We start from the raw sequence: 15,062 nt of genomic DNA on the forward strand, positions 1-15,062 counted from the left end.
CGCTCGAAAAGAGTGGTTGCGCGTTGCGTCAGCGCCAGTCATCGTTGGCGCGTGCCGAAATCTCGTTGATCACGTTCTCAAACTCGGTGTTCTTCTTGATGAAGATTTCACTGAACAAGCGGTCCTGATTGAGCAGGATGGCCTGCAACCGCACGAGTTCCAGCAGCGCCAGAAACATCGCGACAATGGCGCGATGCGAGCGCGCATTGCCAAGCAACCGCCGCAACGAAACTGGCCGGTCTTCCATCGTCAGCCGCCGCCCGAGAAACTGAATCATCTGGCCTACCGTGACGGAGTCTTCCTGCACGTTGAGAACAGGACGGCGGCGTGCACGCTCCAAAATGTCGCGGAATACGCGCACTAGATCTACCGTATCGGCCGCGATCTCCGGCTCTGCCGCAACGTCATCACGGAATTCCCGAATACCCGGATTCGTCCACGATGCGGCCTCAAGCACCTGCTTCTGCTGCAGCATCTGAGCTGCGTTCTTGAAGCGCTCATGCTCCAGCAGTCGCTCCACAAGCTCGCGGCGTGGGTCTTCGGATGCCTCTTCCGGGCCAGTAGCCGTGCGCGGCAACAGCATCTTGCTCTTGATGTGAATTAGCAAGGAAGCCATGTAGATAAATTCGCCGGCGGTATCGACATCGGTCTCTTTGAGCCGCTCCACATAGCTGAGGAACTGCGCCGTGATCTTGGCGATGGGAATGTCATATACATCAATGTCCTGCTTGCGAATCAGGTCCAGCAGCAGGTCCATCGGACCGTCATACACCTGGCCCACGGTAACGGAAAAGGGGAAGGCATTGGGGTCATCTTCGGCAGCCTTGGCTTTCGCAGCAATCTTGGCCGCGGCAACGTCTTCTGCCGAAACCGCAGTAGCATCGTTCGCAGGTGCAGGAAATGACAGTGGTTCCTCTGAACTCAACGGGACCCCCCACTGCGTAAAGATGCCGACGGCAAACGCATCGCCGACCGGACCTCAACCATCGTTTGCTCAGCACGAACTTGTGCACGAGCCGAGCCCTCTTCGAAGATCGCTTCTACATCCTCGTCTGTATAGCGCGCCCGGCGCTCCTGGATAGGGGTTAGTATCTGCACCAACGCATCTGCAGCCCATCCCTTGCATTGAATGCAGCCAATCCCCGCAGATCGGCATCCGTCATACACCTCGGCCAGCTTCTCCGGAGTAGAAAACACCTTGTGCAGATCGCCTACCGGGCATTTGTCCGGATCGCCGGGATCGGTACGGCGAACTCGCGCCGGATCTGTAACCATCGTCTTCAGCTTCTGTCGAATCACCGGCTCGGGGTCTGTGAGCTGAATCGTGTTGCCGTAGCTCTTCGACATCTTGCGTCCGTCCGTCCCTGGCAACTTGGGCGCGGGAGTAAGAAGCACCTGGGGCTCGGGCAAAACATGAAGGGATTCTTCGGAGCCTGCTTCTGCTAATTCGCTAGCGAAACTGTGGCTTCTCCTGGGATAAAAATGGTTAAACCTGCGTGCCACTTCACGCGTTAATTCGACATGTGATGCTTGATCCTGACCAACCGGAACAAACTTCGGCTGGTACAAAAGAATGTCTGCCGATTGCAGCAGTGGATAGCCGAGAAATCCGTACGTGCTCAAATCCTTGTCGGCAAGATTTTCCTGCTGCTCTTTGTAGCTGGGGATACGCTCTAACCAGCCTACAGAAGTGATCATGCTCAACAGCAAATGAAGTTCGGCATGTTGCGGAACAAGACTTTGCACAAAAAGCACCGACTTCTTGGGGTCCAAACCAGCCGCCAGGTAATCGAGTGCCACTTCCTTGATGTTGCTGAGCACATTCGAGGTATCGGCATAGTCGGTCGTCAAAGCATGCCAGTCCGCAATGAAGAAATAGCACTCATAGTCATCCTGTAGCTTCACCCAATTGGCGAGCGCGCCCATGTAGTTGCCAAGGTGCAGCTTGCCGGTGGGGCGCATGCCGCTCAGCACGCGAGGACGCGAAACATTCTTCTGCTCGGGGGAATCGCTTGACATGAACTTGGCTGCTTCCGGAATTCAGATCGAGACCGTTCTCTCAGGAAGGAAAATCTCCCTCCCATTTTACATTTCAGCCGCCACTCACCTTAACCGCATCGAACATCCGCCACGGCATTCCCCGACATGGTATCTCTTGCGCTCAGGCTACAATGGCTCCCAGCCGCGATGACTACGCCACCTGATCCGCCTAAATTTGACTTGCCCAAAGACGACCCCATCTTTGCAAGACTCGAAGACCAGCTCTCCTGGTACAGTGCCAAGGCGCGAGCGGCGCGCACCACCTTCAAGCGCATCAAGGTTATTGAAATCGTTGCAGCCGCGATGATTCCCTTCCTCACCGGCCAGCCATGGCCTGGGATTGCCTATATCGTCGGCGGACTCGGCGTTCTCATCACCATTCTTGAAGGCCTGTTGCACCTGAACCAGTATCAGGAAAACTGGACCGACTACCGCAACACCGCCGAATCGCTCAAGCACGAGAAATTTCTCTTCCTCGCCAAAGCTGGTCCATACGCCGGTGTTGCCGACCTGCGGGTCATGCTCGCGGAACGTACAGAAGCGCTTATCTCACAAGAGAATTCGCAGTGGCAGTCTGTGATGCAAAGGTCCTCTCAACCAACTTCTACGAAAGGCACCTCGAATATTTAGCTATCGAAGACGATGGCTACTGCACTTTCGTAAATTCGAACTGGTTGTAGATCTCGCGCGTCTGCCCATTTTGCATCTGGTAGTGATTTTTGATCGTTACCTGCAGCGAATTGCCTTCGGTCAGCAGTGATAGCGCCACGCTCCGTTGGTTTCTCTGCTCAGCTTCTGTATTGCGAAGCTGCCAGCTTCCGGTCACAACAGCGGCCCCCTGTACCGTTCCCTGCCTGCTCCCCCACGCGCACAGGTGTCCTGCGCATTGCCCCCAAACCTCCACCAGAATCCTTCCCCCGAAATTCGCTACCGTGATCTGTGCAATGTCATCGCCACCCGCCGGGTTTTTCGAGTTCTGCCATTTGCCGAGCATGGACTCAGCGACTGCCGGGATTCCAGGTGGTGCAACCGTGCCGCCATCCTGCGAATTACCTCCAGCGGTATCCGGTGGCGTCTTCTGCTGGGGTTGAGTTGCCGTCGGCTCGCCTTGCAAACCCGGCGAAGGCTGCCGGCTACGAGTCCAGAGCAGAGCCAGCAGGACCACCAGCACAACAGAGATCCCTCCAAGCCCCAGCATCAATGGCAGCTTTGAGCCTCGTGCAGGTTGAGCGTTCTCGCTTTGAGGTGCAGGCAACTGCACCGGAACCGTCGCATGTACCGGCTCTGTCTGCGCTGCCAGATCTACATGAACATAGCTCTTGAGTGCGTCAATCAACAGCGTCACATCAGAGTTCCACCGCGTGTGCGTCAACTCCACACTATTGCGATAGCGCAGATCTCTGAGATCTTCCGGAAGCTGTTCAAGCGCAGGCATCTTGGCGTCATGCACCAGCACCGGAATTACCGGAATACCGCGCTTCAATGCAGTAGAGATTTCGAGCCGCACATAGTCTTCAGGATTGTCGAGCCGCCGCGTTCCATCGTGACCGGTAATCGTAGCCCACGTGGGTCCAATCACCGCCAGCAGCACGCCGCAGCCCGAAACATTCTTATCGATCGCCTGGCGGAAATCCACTCCCGGCTCGATCCCCGACACGTCCATAAAAACGTTCGTGTCGCCATAAGCCCGCACTAGATCGTCGAACAGCCGCCCAGCTTCGCCCTCAGTATCATCGCGCCGATAGCTGATAAATATCGCGCGTCCGGTCCCCGTCGCAGTACCGCTCTCCGCAGTCATGCCGCATCCCCCGAGCCAGAATAGGTGGCAAGACGCAGGACTTCAACGGCAAAGAGTTACGAAGTCTTATTTCCGTATCTTTCCCCGAACATTCGCAACTTAGCCAATGTAGCCGCAGCTTCGCCCGAATCAATCGCCTCAGCTCCGCGTTCGACGCCTTCCTTCATACCGCTGGCAATCCCAACAGTCACCAGTGCAGCGGCAGCGTTGTAAAGAACAATATCCCGCTTCGGCCCTTTGATACCGGTGATCACGTCATAAAGCAACTCCGCATGGGGCAGTGCGTCGGTACGATCAGGCCCAAGCAATTCCTCCATCGCGGCAACCGGCAACCCTGCCATCTCCGGCAGATATCGCGCTGCTTTGAACGGAGGATCTTGGTCTGGCTCTACCCGCACCACGAGCGATTCGCCGGTCAGCGTGAGCTCATCCATGCCATCCAGACCGTGCACCACAAACGCTCGTCGCGTCGTGCCCAGCTCCACCAGTGTGCGTGCCACCAGCAATGCCCGGCTTGGCGCCAACACACCAATTACCTGCGCACGCGCACCTGCTGGATTCGTCAACGGGCCACAAAGGTTGAAGATCGTCCGGAACCCGAGCGCCTTCCGCAGAGGAGCAACCACCTTCATTGCCGGATGCAGCATCGGCGCATACAGGAATACAAAATTCGTCTCGCGGAGGCACTCCGCGGCCAGGTCGGGAGGCAGAGAAATCGGCACTCCCAGCGCTTCCAGCACATCCGCCGATCCGCAACGCGAAGTCACCGCCCGATTGCCGTGCTTTGCCACCTTCGCACCGGCCGCCGCTGCCACCAAGGCCGCTCCGCTTGAGACGTTGAATGTCGGCGGACCGCCGCCGCCCGTTCCGCAGGTGTCGACCAGCTCTTCGCGTTCCGCATCCGTCAGCGGAATCGGAGTCGCCCGGGCACGCATCTCCTCCACGAATCCAGCCACTTCCGGAGCCATCTCGCCGCGCGTCGCAAGCGCCGTCAGCAGCGCCGCCGTCTCCACCTCCGGCACCTGCTCATCCAAAATCGCGGCCAGCGCCCCCCGCGCCTCTTCCCGCGTAAGCTGCGTTCCATCCTCCGCCAGCGGCTTCAACAACGATCTCAAACTTGCCATAACTCCATCCTAACGGCCCGGCTTCCTGCTCACACTCCGCACGCCCACCTGCTTCTGTTCCACACTATGCCGCAGAGCGTTTGCCGCCCCTTTGCCGCGTCCGATACTATTTTTTTGCTGCTGAAAAGCCCCGCACGCCATCATTTTTCGCGGTTCCAGAGCTGTCGCGCGGGCACATTTCTTGCGTTAGGGATCTCAATCGACTATGAAAATTCATGAGTACCAGGCTAAAACGATCCTGGCTAAGTACGGCGTGCCGGTGCCGAAGGGCGAGGTAGCAAACACCCTGCCTGAAGCATCTGAAGCGGCACGACTGCTGCTCGCCGGTGGCGCCTCGGGCGTCGTAGTCAAGGCGCAGATTCACGCCGGTGGCCGCGGCAAAGGCGGCGGCGTCAAGGTTGCGCGCGATCTCGCAGCCGCTGAGGATGCGGCCAAGGCCATCCTCGGCATGCAGCTTGTCACCCACCAGACCGGACCGCAGGGCCAGAAGGTCCAACGGCTGCTGATTGAAGAGACAGCCGCCATCGACCGCGAGCTGTATCTGGGAATTGTGCTCGACCGCGCCACAGGCAAGCTGGTCTTCATGGCTTCGCAGGCTGGCGGCATGGAGATCGAAGAGGTCGCCGCGAAAGATCCAACCGCGATTTACAAAGAAGAAATCGACCCGGTCATCGGTCTGGCCGGCTACCAGGGGCGGAAGATCGCTTTCGCACTCTGCCTGAAGCCAACACAGATCAATACAGCCGTTGGCTTCTTCCAAAGCCTCTACAAGGCATTCGTCGAGAGCGATGCTTCTCTCCTTGAAATCAATCCTTTCATCACGACGAAAGATGACAAGCTCTTTGCTCTCGACGCCAAGATGACCTTCGACGACAACGCACTCTTCCGTCATCCGGACGTCAGGGCTCTGCGCGATGTCGCCGAAGAAGATCCGCTCGAAGTGGAAGCCAGCAAGTATGCGCTCAACTACATCAAGCTCGATGGCTCCATCGCCTGCATGGTCAATGGCGCTGGCCTCGCCATGGCCACAATGGACATCATTCAATACGCCGGCGGCAGCCCCGCCAACTTCCTCGATGTAGGCGGCGGCGCTACGCAGGAGCAGATCGAGCATGCATTCGAGATCCTGCTCTCGGACAAAAATGTGAAGGCCATCTTCATCAATATCTTCGGCGGTATTCTGCGCGTCGATCGCCTTGCGACGGGCGTGGTCAACGCAGCGCGCAATCTCAACGTTACGGTGCCCATCGTGCTTCGCCTCGAAGGAACCAACGTTGAAGAAGGCCGCAAGATCCTCAAGGAATCTGGTCTCAACTTCCAGGTTGGTTCAACCATGAAAGAAGCCGCCGATCTCGTCGTAGCGGCAGCAAAGGCGGTGGCATAAATGGCTGTTCTGGTTGATAAAAACACGCGTCTTATCGTTCAGGGAATCACCGGTAAGGAAGGTACCTTCCACGCAAAGGGCGCCGCCGAATACGGCACCAACGTTGTCGGCGGTGTAACCCCCAGCAAAGGTGGAACCACGCACGAAGGCTGGCCGGTCTTCAACACTGTTTCTGAAGCCATTGAAAAGACCGGCGCCAACGCGACCGTGATCTTCGTCCCTCCGCCGTTTGCAGCCGATGCCATCCTCGAAGCTGAAGATGCGGGTATTCCGTTGATCGTCGCCATTACCGAAGGCATCCCGACGCTGGACATGGTAAAGGTCTGGGCCAAGATCAAGAACTCCTCATCCCGGCTCATTGGTCCCAACTGCCCAGGAGTAATCTCTCCCGGCAAGGCAAAAATCGGCATCATGCCCGCTCGCATTCACAAAGAAGGCTCCATCGGCATTGTTTCCAAGTCCGGCACACTGACCTACGAAGCGGTGCACCAGCTCACGCAGCGCGGTATCGGCCAGTCCACCGCCATCGGCATCGGTGGCGATCCCATCATCGGTACCACGCACATCGATGCGCTTAAGCTGCTGAACGACGACCCTGACACCGAAGCCATCATCATGATCGGCGAGATCGGCGGGGCCGCAGAAGAAGCCGCGGCAGCATGGGTAAAGGAGAATGTGAAGAAGCCAGTTGTCGGCTTCATCGCCGGTCAAACCGCGCCTCCAGGCCGTCGCATGGGCCACGCAGGGGCAATCATCTCCGGAGGCCAGGGCACTGCCAAAGAGAAGATGAAGGCAATGACCGAGGCCGGAATCCACGTAGTTGTTTCGCCCGCAGACCTCGGCGCAAAGCTGGCTGAAGTTATCGGCAAAGCCTGAATAACTCTGGTCACATAACGTGAAAGGCCCGCTTATTGCGGGCCTTTTCATTTGCCAGTCGCAGGCCGCATCCGTGCACCGATTACAATAGGACAATAAGAATCAATCCGTAAGGAGTAAGTTTCGTGTCGCAACGCACTTTCAGCATCATCAAGCCGGACGCGGTCCGCAAGGGTTTTACCGGTGCTATCCTGGCAGAAATTGAAAAAGCCGGATTCCAGATCGTCTCCATCAAGAAGCAGTCGATCTCAAAGAAAGAAGCTGAGGGCTTCTATGCCGTGCATAGCGCACGTCCCTTCTTCGATTCACTGACCACCTTCATGTCCTCGGGACCGATTGTGCTGATGGTTCTTGAAAAAGAGAACGCCATCGCCGACCTGCGCAATCTCATGGGAGCCACCAACCCGGCTAACGCCGAGGAAGGCACTATCCGTAAGAAGTTCGCCGGCTCTATCGAAGAAAACGCCATTCACGGCTCCGATGCGCCGGAAACCGCCGCATTCGAAATTGGCTACTGGTTTGCTGGGCACGAACTGGTCTGATCGAGCACGAATATCAGGCGCGAATAGCGGAGGCTACTGTCTCCGCGCAGCGCTCGATCGATTGATGCGCCACATAAAATCCGTGCGTGCGATCCACGAGCTGCTGCAGCACTTCCTCGGGAATCCTGCCGTCCGGTGACCGTAAAGACTCCAGCTCTGGCACATCGACATACGATCTGGGCTCATCTTTCGGCACAGGCCTCGGCTCAAGCGCGACCATGACAGGCAAAACTCCGTGCGCCGCATACGAGGCGATGACTCCAGACTTTGCCCAGACATCTGGCCAATAGCCGATGACCCCGGCGAGGCTCTCCGCCAAGAGCTGGCTCAACTGAGCCTCACTCATCCAGCCCATTCGCTCCACCGGCGTTCCAGCAACAAAATCTGGAATTTCAGGACCGCTTCCACTTCCCGCGTCCACGATCTTGTCGGCTCCGATCGAGCGGCACACCATTTCAAGAACTTCTTTTTTCTGATAGAGACGGCTTCTGGTAGGAAGCTGCCCGAAGATCACCATCTGCCGTTTTCGCGCTGACAGAGCAGATATTTCCGACGGCTCACCCACGTTGGAAAAGATGGGAATACGAAGAATCTCGCTTCCGTTGCTGGAAAACTGCTCGATCTGCGTTACAAATCTTTGATTGGACGTAAACCCGGCTTTGCGAATCTTCTGCAACAGCCCAACGGATCGCATCTGCTCCCCGCGCGTCCAAAAGGCACGTTTCCACGGAGGCCCTTCCGCATACACCTCATGAAAAAAAACATGAAGCGCAAGGCGGCGGGCCAATTCCTCCATCACCTCACAAAATGCGTAGGGCTTGCCGTCGGAGGAATAAGCGTACGAACCATAATGCAACAACGCGGAGCTGAACTTGTCCCGCTCAAGCACGGCTTGCAGTTCGGAACGAAACTGTTGCGGGCTCGCGCCGTCTGCATAAGAAATAGTATTCGGAGCAATCTCCGCAGGATCGATCAACTGCTGCGGCTTGCGATAGACGAGAAAATGGGTCCGGATACCGTGATTCTTTGCCAGCGCTTCTCCGAGCAACCGTGCGAAGTCACCCACGCCATCGGTGCTCGGTTTGAAACCTGAAGCGATCTGCAGGATAGTCGTATCTGACACTCGCACCTCGCACGGCTCATCATCCGCTCACAAGATCGCATAGCAATGAATTGAGAAGCGATTAGCTACCGTACTGTCTCAGGGTAGTTCTCCTTCTGCCATGCACCTTTTCATTCAGCGATATGCGGCCTTTCTTGAGAAAAACCACGACAGCAGCGATCGCTCGGCGTATGTCTGAAGGAGAACTGCTTTAGCGCTTGCCCTTGAACTTGTACTGCACACCGGCGGAAATGCCGAACTGCCACTGCGTATGCGGATACTGGCTGGTTCCGTCATACCCCGTCAATAACGCATCGGGCGTGATGCGAAAGACCCAGTGTGCCGAGCGGTTGAGGTCGATGTGTCCACCAAAGGCTCCGCCAAGCGCGACCTGATTGTCATAGAAGCCGGCAATACCCGTGGGACCGGTCGTCGAACCGGCGTGGCCGAGTTCCTTGTTAAAGTCGCCGTATGCACCGCCAATCAACGCGTGCGGAATCACAGCAATGTGCTTGTTGTGCGGTCCCAGGTACTCCACGCCGCCCAGAAACATGTATTGAGCGACAAACACACCGCTCTCGTTGTAAGGCGGCCCAGCTGCTGACGGTGTGGTACCGCTGGAACCAAGATAGCCGCGGCCACTGGCTTCCAGGCCCCAGTGCTTGGTCAGCCAGTAGGAACCGGAAACATCTAGTCCGCCAAGATCGGCGCCTTCGCGAATATTCGGTCCGGCATGAATATGCCCAAAAGCCAGGCCGACGGAAACATCCCAGCGATTGTCATAGCGCACGCCCGACAGCGGGTCGATCGAGACATACGTGCCGTTGGGCAGCTGCTGTTGGTTTTGGACTGCAGAGTCTTGCGCCGCAGGCGTTTGCGAAGAGGCCTGAGCATTACCGGAAACCGCCGTCCAGCAGAGAACCGCGCCAGCAAGCGCAGCAAGAGTAAGTCGTGTCAAAACTGGCTTCAAAAGGGACATCACTCCACGATGGTAAATGGCTGAGCGCACAGGAAACAAACTTCCGGGAAGCCTTCGTTTCTCAATTTTCTGCGGCTCGCGGGGCTGGAATTTAGACTCTCTGGATCACTTTCGGGTAGTTCCATCCATATTCATTCCTCGGGTGGCAGGCAGAAACCCCGCAGGCGTACTGGTTGAGTTCTCTATACGGCGCATCGTTCCACCCAGCGCGCCCACACAAGGTAGCGCGCTGTCTTCACAATTTCGATCAGTCCGGCTGTCCGGCTGTAATAGCCGGGGGTCAGATTGTTAGGCGCGGCATGCGAACGCCATTGGATAGGCATCTTCGAAAAGATCATCGATGCGCGCTGCAGATGAAACGGGCTGGTCACCACTTCCGCCGAGTTCCATCCATGGTTCTTCATGATCTGCGCCGAGTTGCAGGCGTTCTGGATCGTATCCTTCGCCTGTGTATCCTCAAAGATCATGGAAGGCGGCACGCCCTGCGATTCGGCGATCCGCGCCATTACATCCGCTTCTACAAAGCGATTATGCGCAGCGCTTCCTGAAAGAATAATCCGCGGCGCAATGCCTCGGTCATACTCACGCACGGCCTCGCCCACCCGATCCAGCATCTGTGGAGTAGGATTGCCATCACCGTCCGCCGGAGTGCCCAGCACAATGATCGCGTCAAAGGCCTGGCGGTCTGTGTTGCCCGCCCGAGCAATATGACGCGCGATTGTCGCATATACCAGCACAAACAGCATCACCGCGCCAGATACGGCCGCGATGAACGGATAAGGGCTGCCGATCTTGAATCGCACACGCAGCCGCGCCGGACTCCTGCGTATAGACCTGCCGGAACGGCTGCCAGATTTTCTAGAACTGCGCGCAGTTGGGGGCACTCGCGGTCTCCATCTTCCAATCTAACGGACCGCGATCCCCATCCGCTTTATCCTTATGAGTGTCAGAACTGAGCTGGAACTCCCCACGCACTGAAGACAGTCTCCGACAGTGGCCGCCGCCGCCGCTCCGACTCTTCCTGAGCCTGCATCTGTTCATTGGGCAACGCTGCCGGCTCGCCCTGATATCCAAGCGCAATCGCAGCCCCGGCGATGAAATCCGCGGGCACGTCGAAAACCTTCACCGCCGCGTCGTAATCCAGACCGGCCATCGAATGCGTGTAAAGACCCAACTCTGCCGATTGCAGCGTCAGATAGGCCGAAGCCGCTCCCAGATCATGCAGAGCAAAGCGATTCTCGCTTCCGTTATGTGCAAACTTCGTCGAAGCAAAACCGAGAATCAGCACAGGCGCAGTCTTCGCCCAGGCCTGATTGAATGGGTTCAGCACCGAGAGAATTTTTCCATACGCCTCATCCCCTTTAAAACCAACTACATAACGCCAAGGCTGCTCATTATAGGAGGACGCTGCCCAGCGAGCAGCCTCAAACGCTTTCTCGACAAGAGCTTTATCCACCGGCTTGTCGATGAAAGATCGAGGGCTCCAACGTTTGAAAAACACTGGAATCACACCTTCAACAACAGGGGCCTGTTTGCGTTGGTTTACTTCAACAGCAGAAAGCGCCATGAGAACTACTCCTTAGAAATTGAAATTCACGATTGTTGGATGACCTTTAGATCCCGGTGATTCTGGATCTCTTTGAAATTTCTACTATTTGTGGCAGCATCAATGCCGCACTATGAAATCAGCCAATCACAACCCGGCCAATCGCAGAAGCAAGAATTTCACGTGTAATAACAAGCTGATCGGTCTGTGAAGTGCGGCGGCGAAAGAGCGCAGCCGTCTCACAGAGCACGACAATATCCTCAACCTCGGCCGGATTCATCGCCTCAGCCAACACCAGAGCACAGAACTCGCTCTCATTCATGCCTTCCAGGCAGAATCCACGCTTCTGCGCCGCCGCGAGATAGTAGCGCACCACCGAAGCCATCATTTCGCGGATCTCCGGCTGCTGCTCCTCTGGAATTTCGCGCCGGTTTTGGCCAATTACCTGCGCCCCTGGCAAAGCGAGCTTGATGCCGAAGAGATTGTCGAGATCGCTGTCCGGCTCAAAGCTTACCGCGGTCGCCACGACCAGCACATTCTGCTTCTCCGACGTGCTCTCAATCAGTGCATCAAGCTCGGTCAACACCTCAGGATCGCTTTGCGTGAAGACAAGATCGATGCGTGGAAGCATCAACATCACCTTGTGTCGCTTATACCCGTCGACCAGGCTTTTCGCCTTGGCCAATGCGTCAGAGTCACGGGGGTTATAGACCGTCACCAGCCGCTCCATGCCGCTCGCCTTGGCAAGCGTTTGGGCCAATGACTTCTTTCCACTCTGGCTCGGCCCGATGATCAAAATCTCGTTGCCGATCTTCAGATCCACGTACGCTTCCGGAAATCGTGCTCGATCAACAAGATCCTCGACCGAACGCAGTAATTCATCCATCCCTGCAAGCCTCGGATGAAGTAGTTCGACAGGTTCGTCTTCAAGAGAAAGATCGATGCGCTCACGACGCTTGTGGCGTTCGGAGATGAATTCGATAAAGCCCGGCAGCGCCGCCACCGACCCAATGATCGTCGCCAGCACCAGCACCTGCTCAGTAAAGAGCAGAGCTGTGTCGCTACCAGCCGCCGGGTCAAACATACCGGCAGCATAGCAGGTAATCTATGCAGGGCATTGATCTGGGTACTTCAGACTGAAGTCCTTGCCCCGTTCGCGCCATGCTGCCGCGGTCGCATCGTGGGATAATGAAACCACTCCCTCCAAAGGCATTACTTAGCCCTTAAACCTATTCAGTGACGTTGTACTAAAGGAGCGATCTTTCTCCTATGCCGCGCCTCGAAATATCCCGTTCTTCGTCCGATCGACGATTCGCCAGCGACTGGCTGGCAACCATGGCCACGTGGCTGCCAGGCTCCCAATGGATGGAGAAAATCGCTACCTGGCTCATGGTCATCTCAGCCGGTGGGTTTGTCGGACTGATCTATTGGATCGCATATCGGAGGCTGCGCTATCCCAACGAACTGGAATGGGCGGAAGGCGGAATGATCGATATGGTGCGGCGCGTTGCCGCGCATCAATCGCTCTATACGGCCCCAAGCAAGCACTTCGTGCCATACATGTATACGCCACTCTACTACTATGCGTCTGCGGCTCTGGGGCACTTTACCGGCATCCATCTCAGCACACTTCGCCTGGTAAGCCTGGCCGCCTCCACGGGATGCCTCATCCTGATTTTTCTGCTCGTTCGTCAATGGACAGGCAAGCTCTTGCCTGCAACCTTTGCCTGCGGTTTATTCGCCGCACTCGACGCCGTTGCACACTACTGGTTCGACCTTGGCCGGGTCGATATGCTGTATCTCTTCTTTATTCTTGCCGCCATCCTGCTGGCGCGGGATGGCCGGCCAATCTTGGCAGCGATCGCGTTTGCTCTTGCCTTCGACACAAAGCAAACCGCACTCGTAGTTGCTGTCTGCGTTCTTGCACATGAGCTGGATCGCCCGCGCAAGCTGCTCCAGGGGCTGCTGACATTCGCTGCTCTTGCAGGAGCTTCGGTGTGGTTTCTCAATCATCAGACACAGGGATGGTTTAGCTATTACGCATTCCGTCTGCCATCGCATCAAGCCTGGATGGTGCATAAACTGGGATCGTTCCTGCTCCGCGATCTCGTCTTTCCCTTGAGCATTTCGCTGGTACTGATCGTTGCAGCATGCGCATTCAAGCCAGCCTCCTTCGTCAGAAACCCTCGCCAGCTACTATTTCTACTCTTCACCACCGCAGGACTAGGAATTTCCTGCATCACAGCCCGGCTTCACCTCGGTGGCACCAACAATGTCACGCTACCCCTCTGGGCATGGATCTGCATCCTGGCAGCGCTAAGCCTGCATTCTCTGCTCGAAGCCACCAACGAGATGGAAAGCTCCGTCGGGGCGAAGCTGCGTCTTGTGTTGATGACTGCGTGTCTTCTGCAATTCCTGCAACTGGTCGAATCGCCTTCACAGTACGTGCCTACACATCAACAACAGCTTCTGGCGCAACAAATGAATCAGAAGATCGCAGCCATCCAAGGCAATGTCTTTGTTGTTCACAATGTCGTGGATGCAGGCTCAGCAGGCAAAGTAACCTACGCCAACAGCATGGCCATCTGGGATGTGCTTCGCGCGGACCGCGGCCCCGCCGCGCAGAATCTCCGAACTGAGCTGATCCAGTCATTTCAGCAAAAGGAGTTCTCCGCGGTTCTGGCCGATGCGTCGCCCGATTTGATGATGCCGGTCGAAGAGCCTTATCTCACCGACATCAATCATGCCGCAACTGTTGCTTATCCCCAGGAGCAACAAACGATGCCGCCGTGGGATCAAATGCTTTTCTACACAAGTCCGGATACGCCCGGCATGAAGCCGAACGTCCTGTTTCTGCCGCAAAGCCACTAAGTTTGCAGGCGTTGTCGTGCCATCGGTCATACGTGCAGACTGCATAGAGACCATTACGATAAAACCATGCAAATACAAAAGGCGACGGCTCAGAACATCGCACAAATCATGACGCTCGTGCGCCGTGTAGTGCCCCTGATGCGAGCTGTAGGCAATCTGCAGTGGGATGACACCTATCCCAACCCAGAAGTCTTCCTGCGCGACGTAGAGAAGGATCAGCTTTGGATCGCCGTGATCGATGGCGCCGTAGCCGGTGTCGCCGCCATTACTCAGGATCAAGAGCCGGAATACGCCAACGTCGGCTGGGACATTGCAGAGCCCGCGATCGTTGTGCACCGTCTCGCCGTCGACCCGGAATTTCGCGGGCGTGGCATCGCCGAAGCGCTCATGCGCCACGCCGAGGAGATTGCCCTGTCACACGGCATCTCCATCCTCCGCGTAGATACCAACACGAAAAATCCCGCCACGCAGCAGCTTTTTCCAAAGCTCGGATACACATTGTCGGGGGAAACAGAACTTGGCTTTCGCGCAGGATTGCGGTTTCTTTGCTATGAGAAACGATTGTGAAGGATTTTCTGCTCTTCCCAATTGGATTCGTCATGTGCAAATCAAAAGACGTTGCTATTTATGGACTGAATCAGAGACAAACATTTCTTCCGTCGGCTCGGCGTATATCGTTACCCAGCGATTCTTGTCCATTTGTATCGAGCGGATATACCACCGATAGCCAGGTTGATCCGAATCAATCAAGTGGACACGATCGACGGACGCGAGTTCAGGGTGATACCTGCGGATTAACT

The 15,062-nt window shown here is 56.5% G+C and carries 15 protein-coding genes; 6 read left to right on the forward strand and 9 right to left on the reverse strand.

What is annotated here, in order from left to right:
• Nucleotides 1-28: 28 nt before the first annotated feature.
• Together OHL22_RS05335 and trpS are read right to left on the reverse strand one after the other, a co-directional pair.
• Nucleotides 29-925 carry a segregation and condensation protein A gene (locus tag OHL22_RS05335; protein ID WP_377819036.1) on the reverse strand — a complete coding sequence of 299 codons (897 nt, stop codon included), beginning with the start codon at nt 923-925 and terminating at the stop codon, nt 29-31.
• On the reverse strand, nt 922-2,019 hold the full coding sequence (gene trpS, locus OHL22_RS05340; protein ID WP_263334035.1) for a tryptophan--tRNA ligase: 1,098 nt from the start codon (nt 2,017-2,019) through the stop codon (nt 922-924). The genes OHL22_RS05335 and trpS overlap by 4 nt, the downstream gene beginning before the upstream one ends.
• Before the next feature lie 168 nt (nt 2,020-2,187).
• On the opposite strand from trpS, the gene OHL22_RS05345 reads away from it, so the two are divergent.
• The gene (locus OHL22_RS05345; protein WP_263334037.1) at nt 2,188-2,670 is read left to right on the forward strand and encodes a DUF4231 domain-containing protein; all 483 of its coding nucleotides are present in this window, start codon (nt 2,188-2,190) and stop codon (nt 2,668-2,670) included.
• Nucleotides 2,671-2,686: 16 nt separating this feature from the next.
• On the opposite strand, the gene OHL22_RS05350 is transcribed toward OHL22_RS05345, so the two are convergent.
• Nucleotides 2,687-3,838, reverse strand: coding sequence for a toll/interleukin-1 receptor domain-containing protein (locus OHL22_RS05350; RefSeq protein WP_263334039.1), 1,152 nt, complete (start codon nt 3,836-3,838; stop codon nt 2,687-2,689).
• Between the two features lie 56 nt (nt 3,839-3,894).
• Nucleotides 3,895-4,962: an anthranilate phosphoribosyltransferase gene (trpD, locus tag OHL22_RS05355; protein ID WP_263334041.1), complete on the reverse strand. Its 1,068-nt coding sequence runs from the start codon at nt 4,960-4,962 to the stop codon at nt 3,895-3,897.
• Nucleotides 4,963-5,167: 205 nt separating this feature from the next.
• Between trpD and sucC the strand changes: the two genes are divergently transcribed.
• The 3 genes from sucC to ndk all read left to right on the forward strand — a co-directional run bounded on the left by sucC (nt 5,168) and on the right by ndk (nt 7,764).
• Nucleotides 5,168-6,346, forward strand: coding sequence for an ADP-forming succinate--CoA ligase subunit beta (gene sucC / locus OHL22_RS05360; RefSeq protein WP_263334043.1), 1,179 nt, complete (start codon nt 5,168-5,170; stop codon nt 6,344-6,346).
• Nucleotides 6,347-7,222 carry a succinate--CoA ligase subunit alpha gene (gene sucD, locus OHL22_RS05365; protein WP_263334045.1) on the forward strand — a complete coding sequence of 292 codons (876 nt, stop codon included), beginning with the start codon at nt 6,347-6,349 and terminating at the stop codon, nt 7,220-7,222.
• 125 nt (nt 7,223-7,347) lie between these two features.
• Nucleotides 7,348-7,764, forward strand: coding sequence for a nucleoside-diphosphate kinase (gene ndk, locus OHL22_RS05370; protein ID WP_263334047.1), 417 nt, complete (start codon nt 7,348-7,350; stop codon nt 7,762-7,764).
• 13 nt (nt 7,765-7,777) lie between these two features.
• On the opposite strand, the gene OHL22_RS05375 is transcribed toward ndk, so the two are convergent.
• The 5 genes from OHL22_RS05375 to OHL22_RS05395 form a co-directional block, all read right to left on the reverse strand.
• Nucleotides 7,778-8,887, reverse strand: a complete 1,110-nt coding sequence (locus tag OHL22_RS05375; protein WP_263334050.1) for a hypothetical protein — start codon at nt 8,885-8,887, stop codon at nt 7,778-7,780.
• Nucleotides 8,888-9,077: 190 nt separating this feature from the next.
• Complete coding sequence (locus OHL22_RS05380; protein ID WP_263334052.1) at nt 9,078-9,824, reverse strand: hypothetical protein; 747 nt, start codon at nt 9,822-9,824, stop codon at nt 9,078-9,080.
• 203 nt (nt 9,825-10,027) lie between these two features.
• Entirely contained in the window at nt 10,028-10,648 is a 621-nt protein-coding gene (locus tag OHL22_RS05385) for a YdcF family protein (protein WP_263334054.1), read from the reverse strand.
• A 143-nt stretch (nt 10,649-10,791) separates the two neighbouring features.
• Complete coding sequence (locus OHL22_RS05390) at nt 10,792-11,412, reverse strand: nitroreductase family protein (protein ID WP_263334056.1); 621 nt, start codon at nt 11,410-11,412, stop codon at nt 10,792-10,794.
• Nucleotides 11,413-11,530: 118 nt separating this feature from the next.
• On the reverse strand, nt 11,531-12,475 hold the full coding sequence (locus tag OHL22_RS05395) for a P-loop NTPase family protein (RefSeq protein WP_263334058.1): 945 nt from the start codon (nt 12,473-12,475) through the stop codon (nt 11,531-11,533).
• Between the two features lie 185 nt (nt 12,476-12,660).
• Between OHL22_RS05395 and OHL22_RS05400 the strand changes: the two genes are divergently transcribed.
• Entirely contained in the window at nt 12,661-14,262 is a 1,602-nt protein-coding gene (locus OHL22_RS05400; protein WP_263334060.1) for an ArnT family glycosyltransferase, read from the forward strand.
• A gap of 66 nt (nt 14,263-14,328) precedes the next feature.
• Nucleotides 14,329-14,829: a GNAT family N-acetyltransferase gene (locus tag OHL22_RS05405; RefSeq protein WP_263334063.1), complete on the forward strand. Its 501-nt coding sequence runs from the start codon at nt 14,329-14,331 to the stop codon at nt 14,827-14,829.
• The last annotated feature ends 233 nt before the right edge of the window (nt 14,830-15,062 follow it).

Source organism: Acidicapsa dinghuensis (assembly GCF_025685685.1).
Classification (GTDB): domain Bacteria; phylum Acidobacteriota; class Terriglobia; order Terriglobales; family Acidobacteriaceae; genus Acidicapsa; species Acidicapsa dinghuensis.

What these genes read in the sequence shown, in the direction of transcription:
- OHL22_RS05345 (WP_263334037.1), top strand. Translation starts at nt 2,188, where the DNA reads ATGACTACGCCACCTGATCCGCCTAAATTTGACTTGCCCAAAGACGAC.
- OHL22_RS05390 (WP_263334056.1), bottom strand. Translation starts at nt 11,412, where the DNA reads ATGGCGCTTTCTGCTGTTGAAGTAAACCAACGCAAACAGGCCCCTGTT.
- trpD (WP_263334041.1), bottom strand. Translation starts at nt 4,962, where the DNA reads ATGGCAAGTTTGAGATCGTTGTTGAAGCCGCTGGCGGAGGATGGAACG.
- OHL22_RS05405 (WP_263334063.1), top strand. Translation starts at nt 14,329, where the DNA reads ATGCAAATACAAAAGGCGACGGCTCAGAACATCGCACAAATCATGACG.
- OHL22_RS05400 (WP_263334060.1), top strand. Translation starts at nt 12,661, where the DNA reads ATGCCGCGCCTCGAAATATCCCGTTCTTCGTCCGATCGACGATTCGCC.
- sucD (WP_263334045.1), top strand. Translation starts at nt 6,347, where the DNA reads ATGGCTGTTCTGGTTGATAAAAACACGCGTCTTATCGTTCAGGGAATC.
- trpS (WP_263334035.1), bottom strand. Translation starts at nt 2,019, where the DNA reads ATGTCAAGCGATTCCCCCGAGCAGAAGAATGTTTCGCGTCCTCGCGTG.
- sucC (WP_263334043.1), top strand. Translation starts at nt 5,168, where the DNA reads ATGAAAATTCATGAGTACCAGGCTAAAACGATCCTGGCTAAGTACGGC.
- OHL22_RS05395 (WP_263334058.1), bottom strand. Translation starts at nt 12,475, where the DNA reads ATGTTTGACCCGGCGGCTGGTAGCGACACAGCTCTGCTCTTTACTGAG.
- OHL22_RS05350 (WP_263334039.1), bottom strand. Translation starts at nt 3,838, where the DNA reads ATGACTGCGGAGAGCGGTACTGCGACGGGGACCGGACGCGCGATATTT.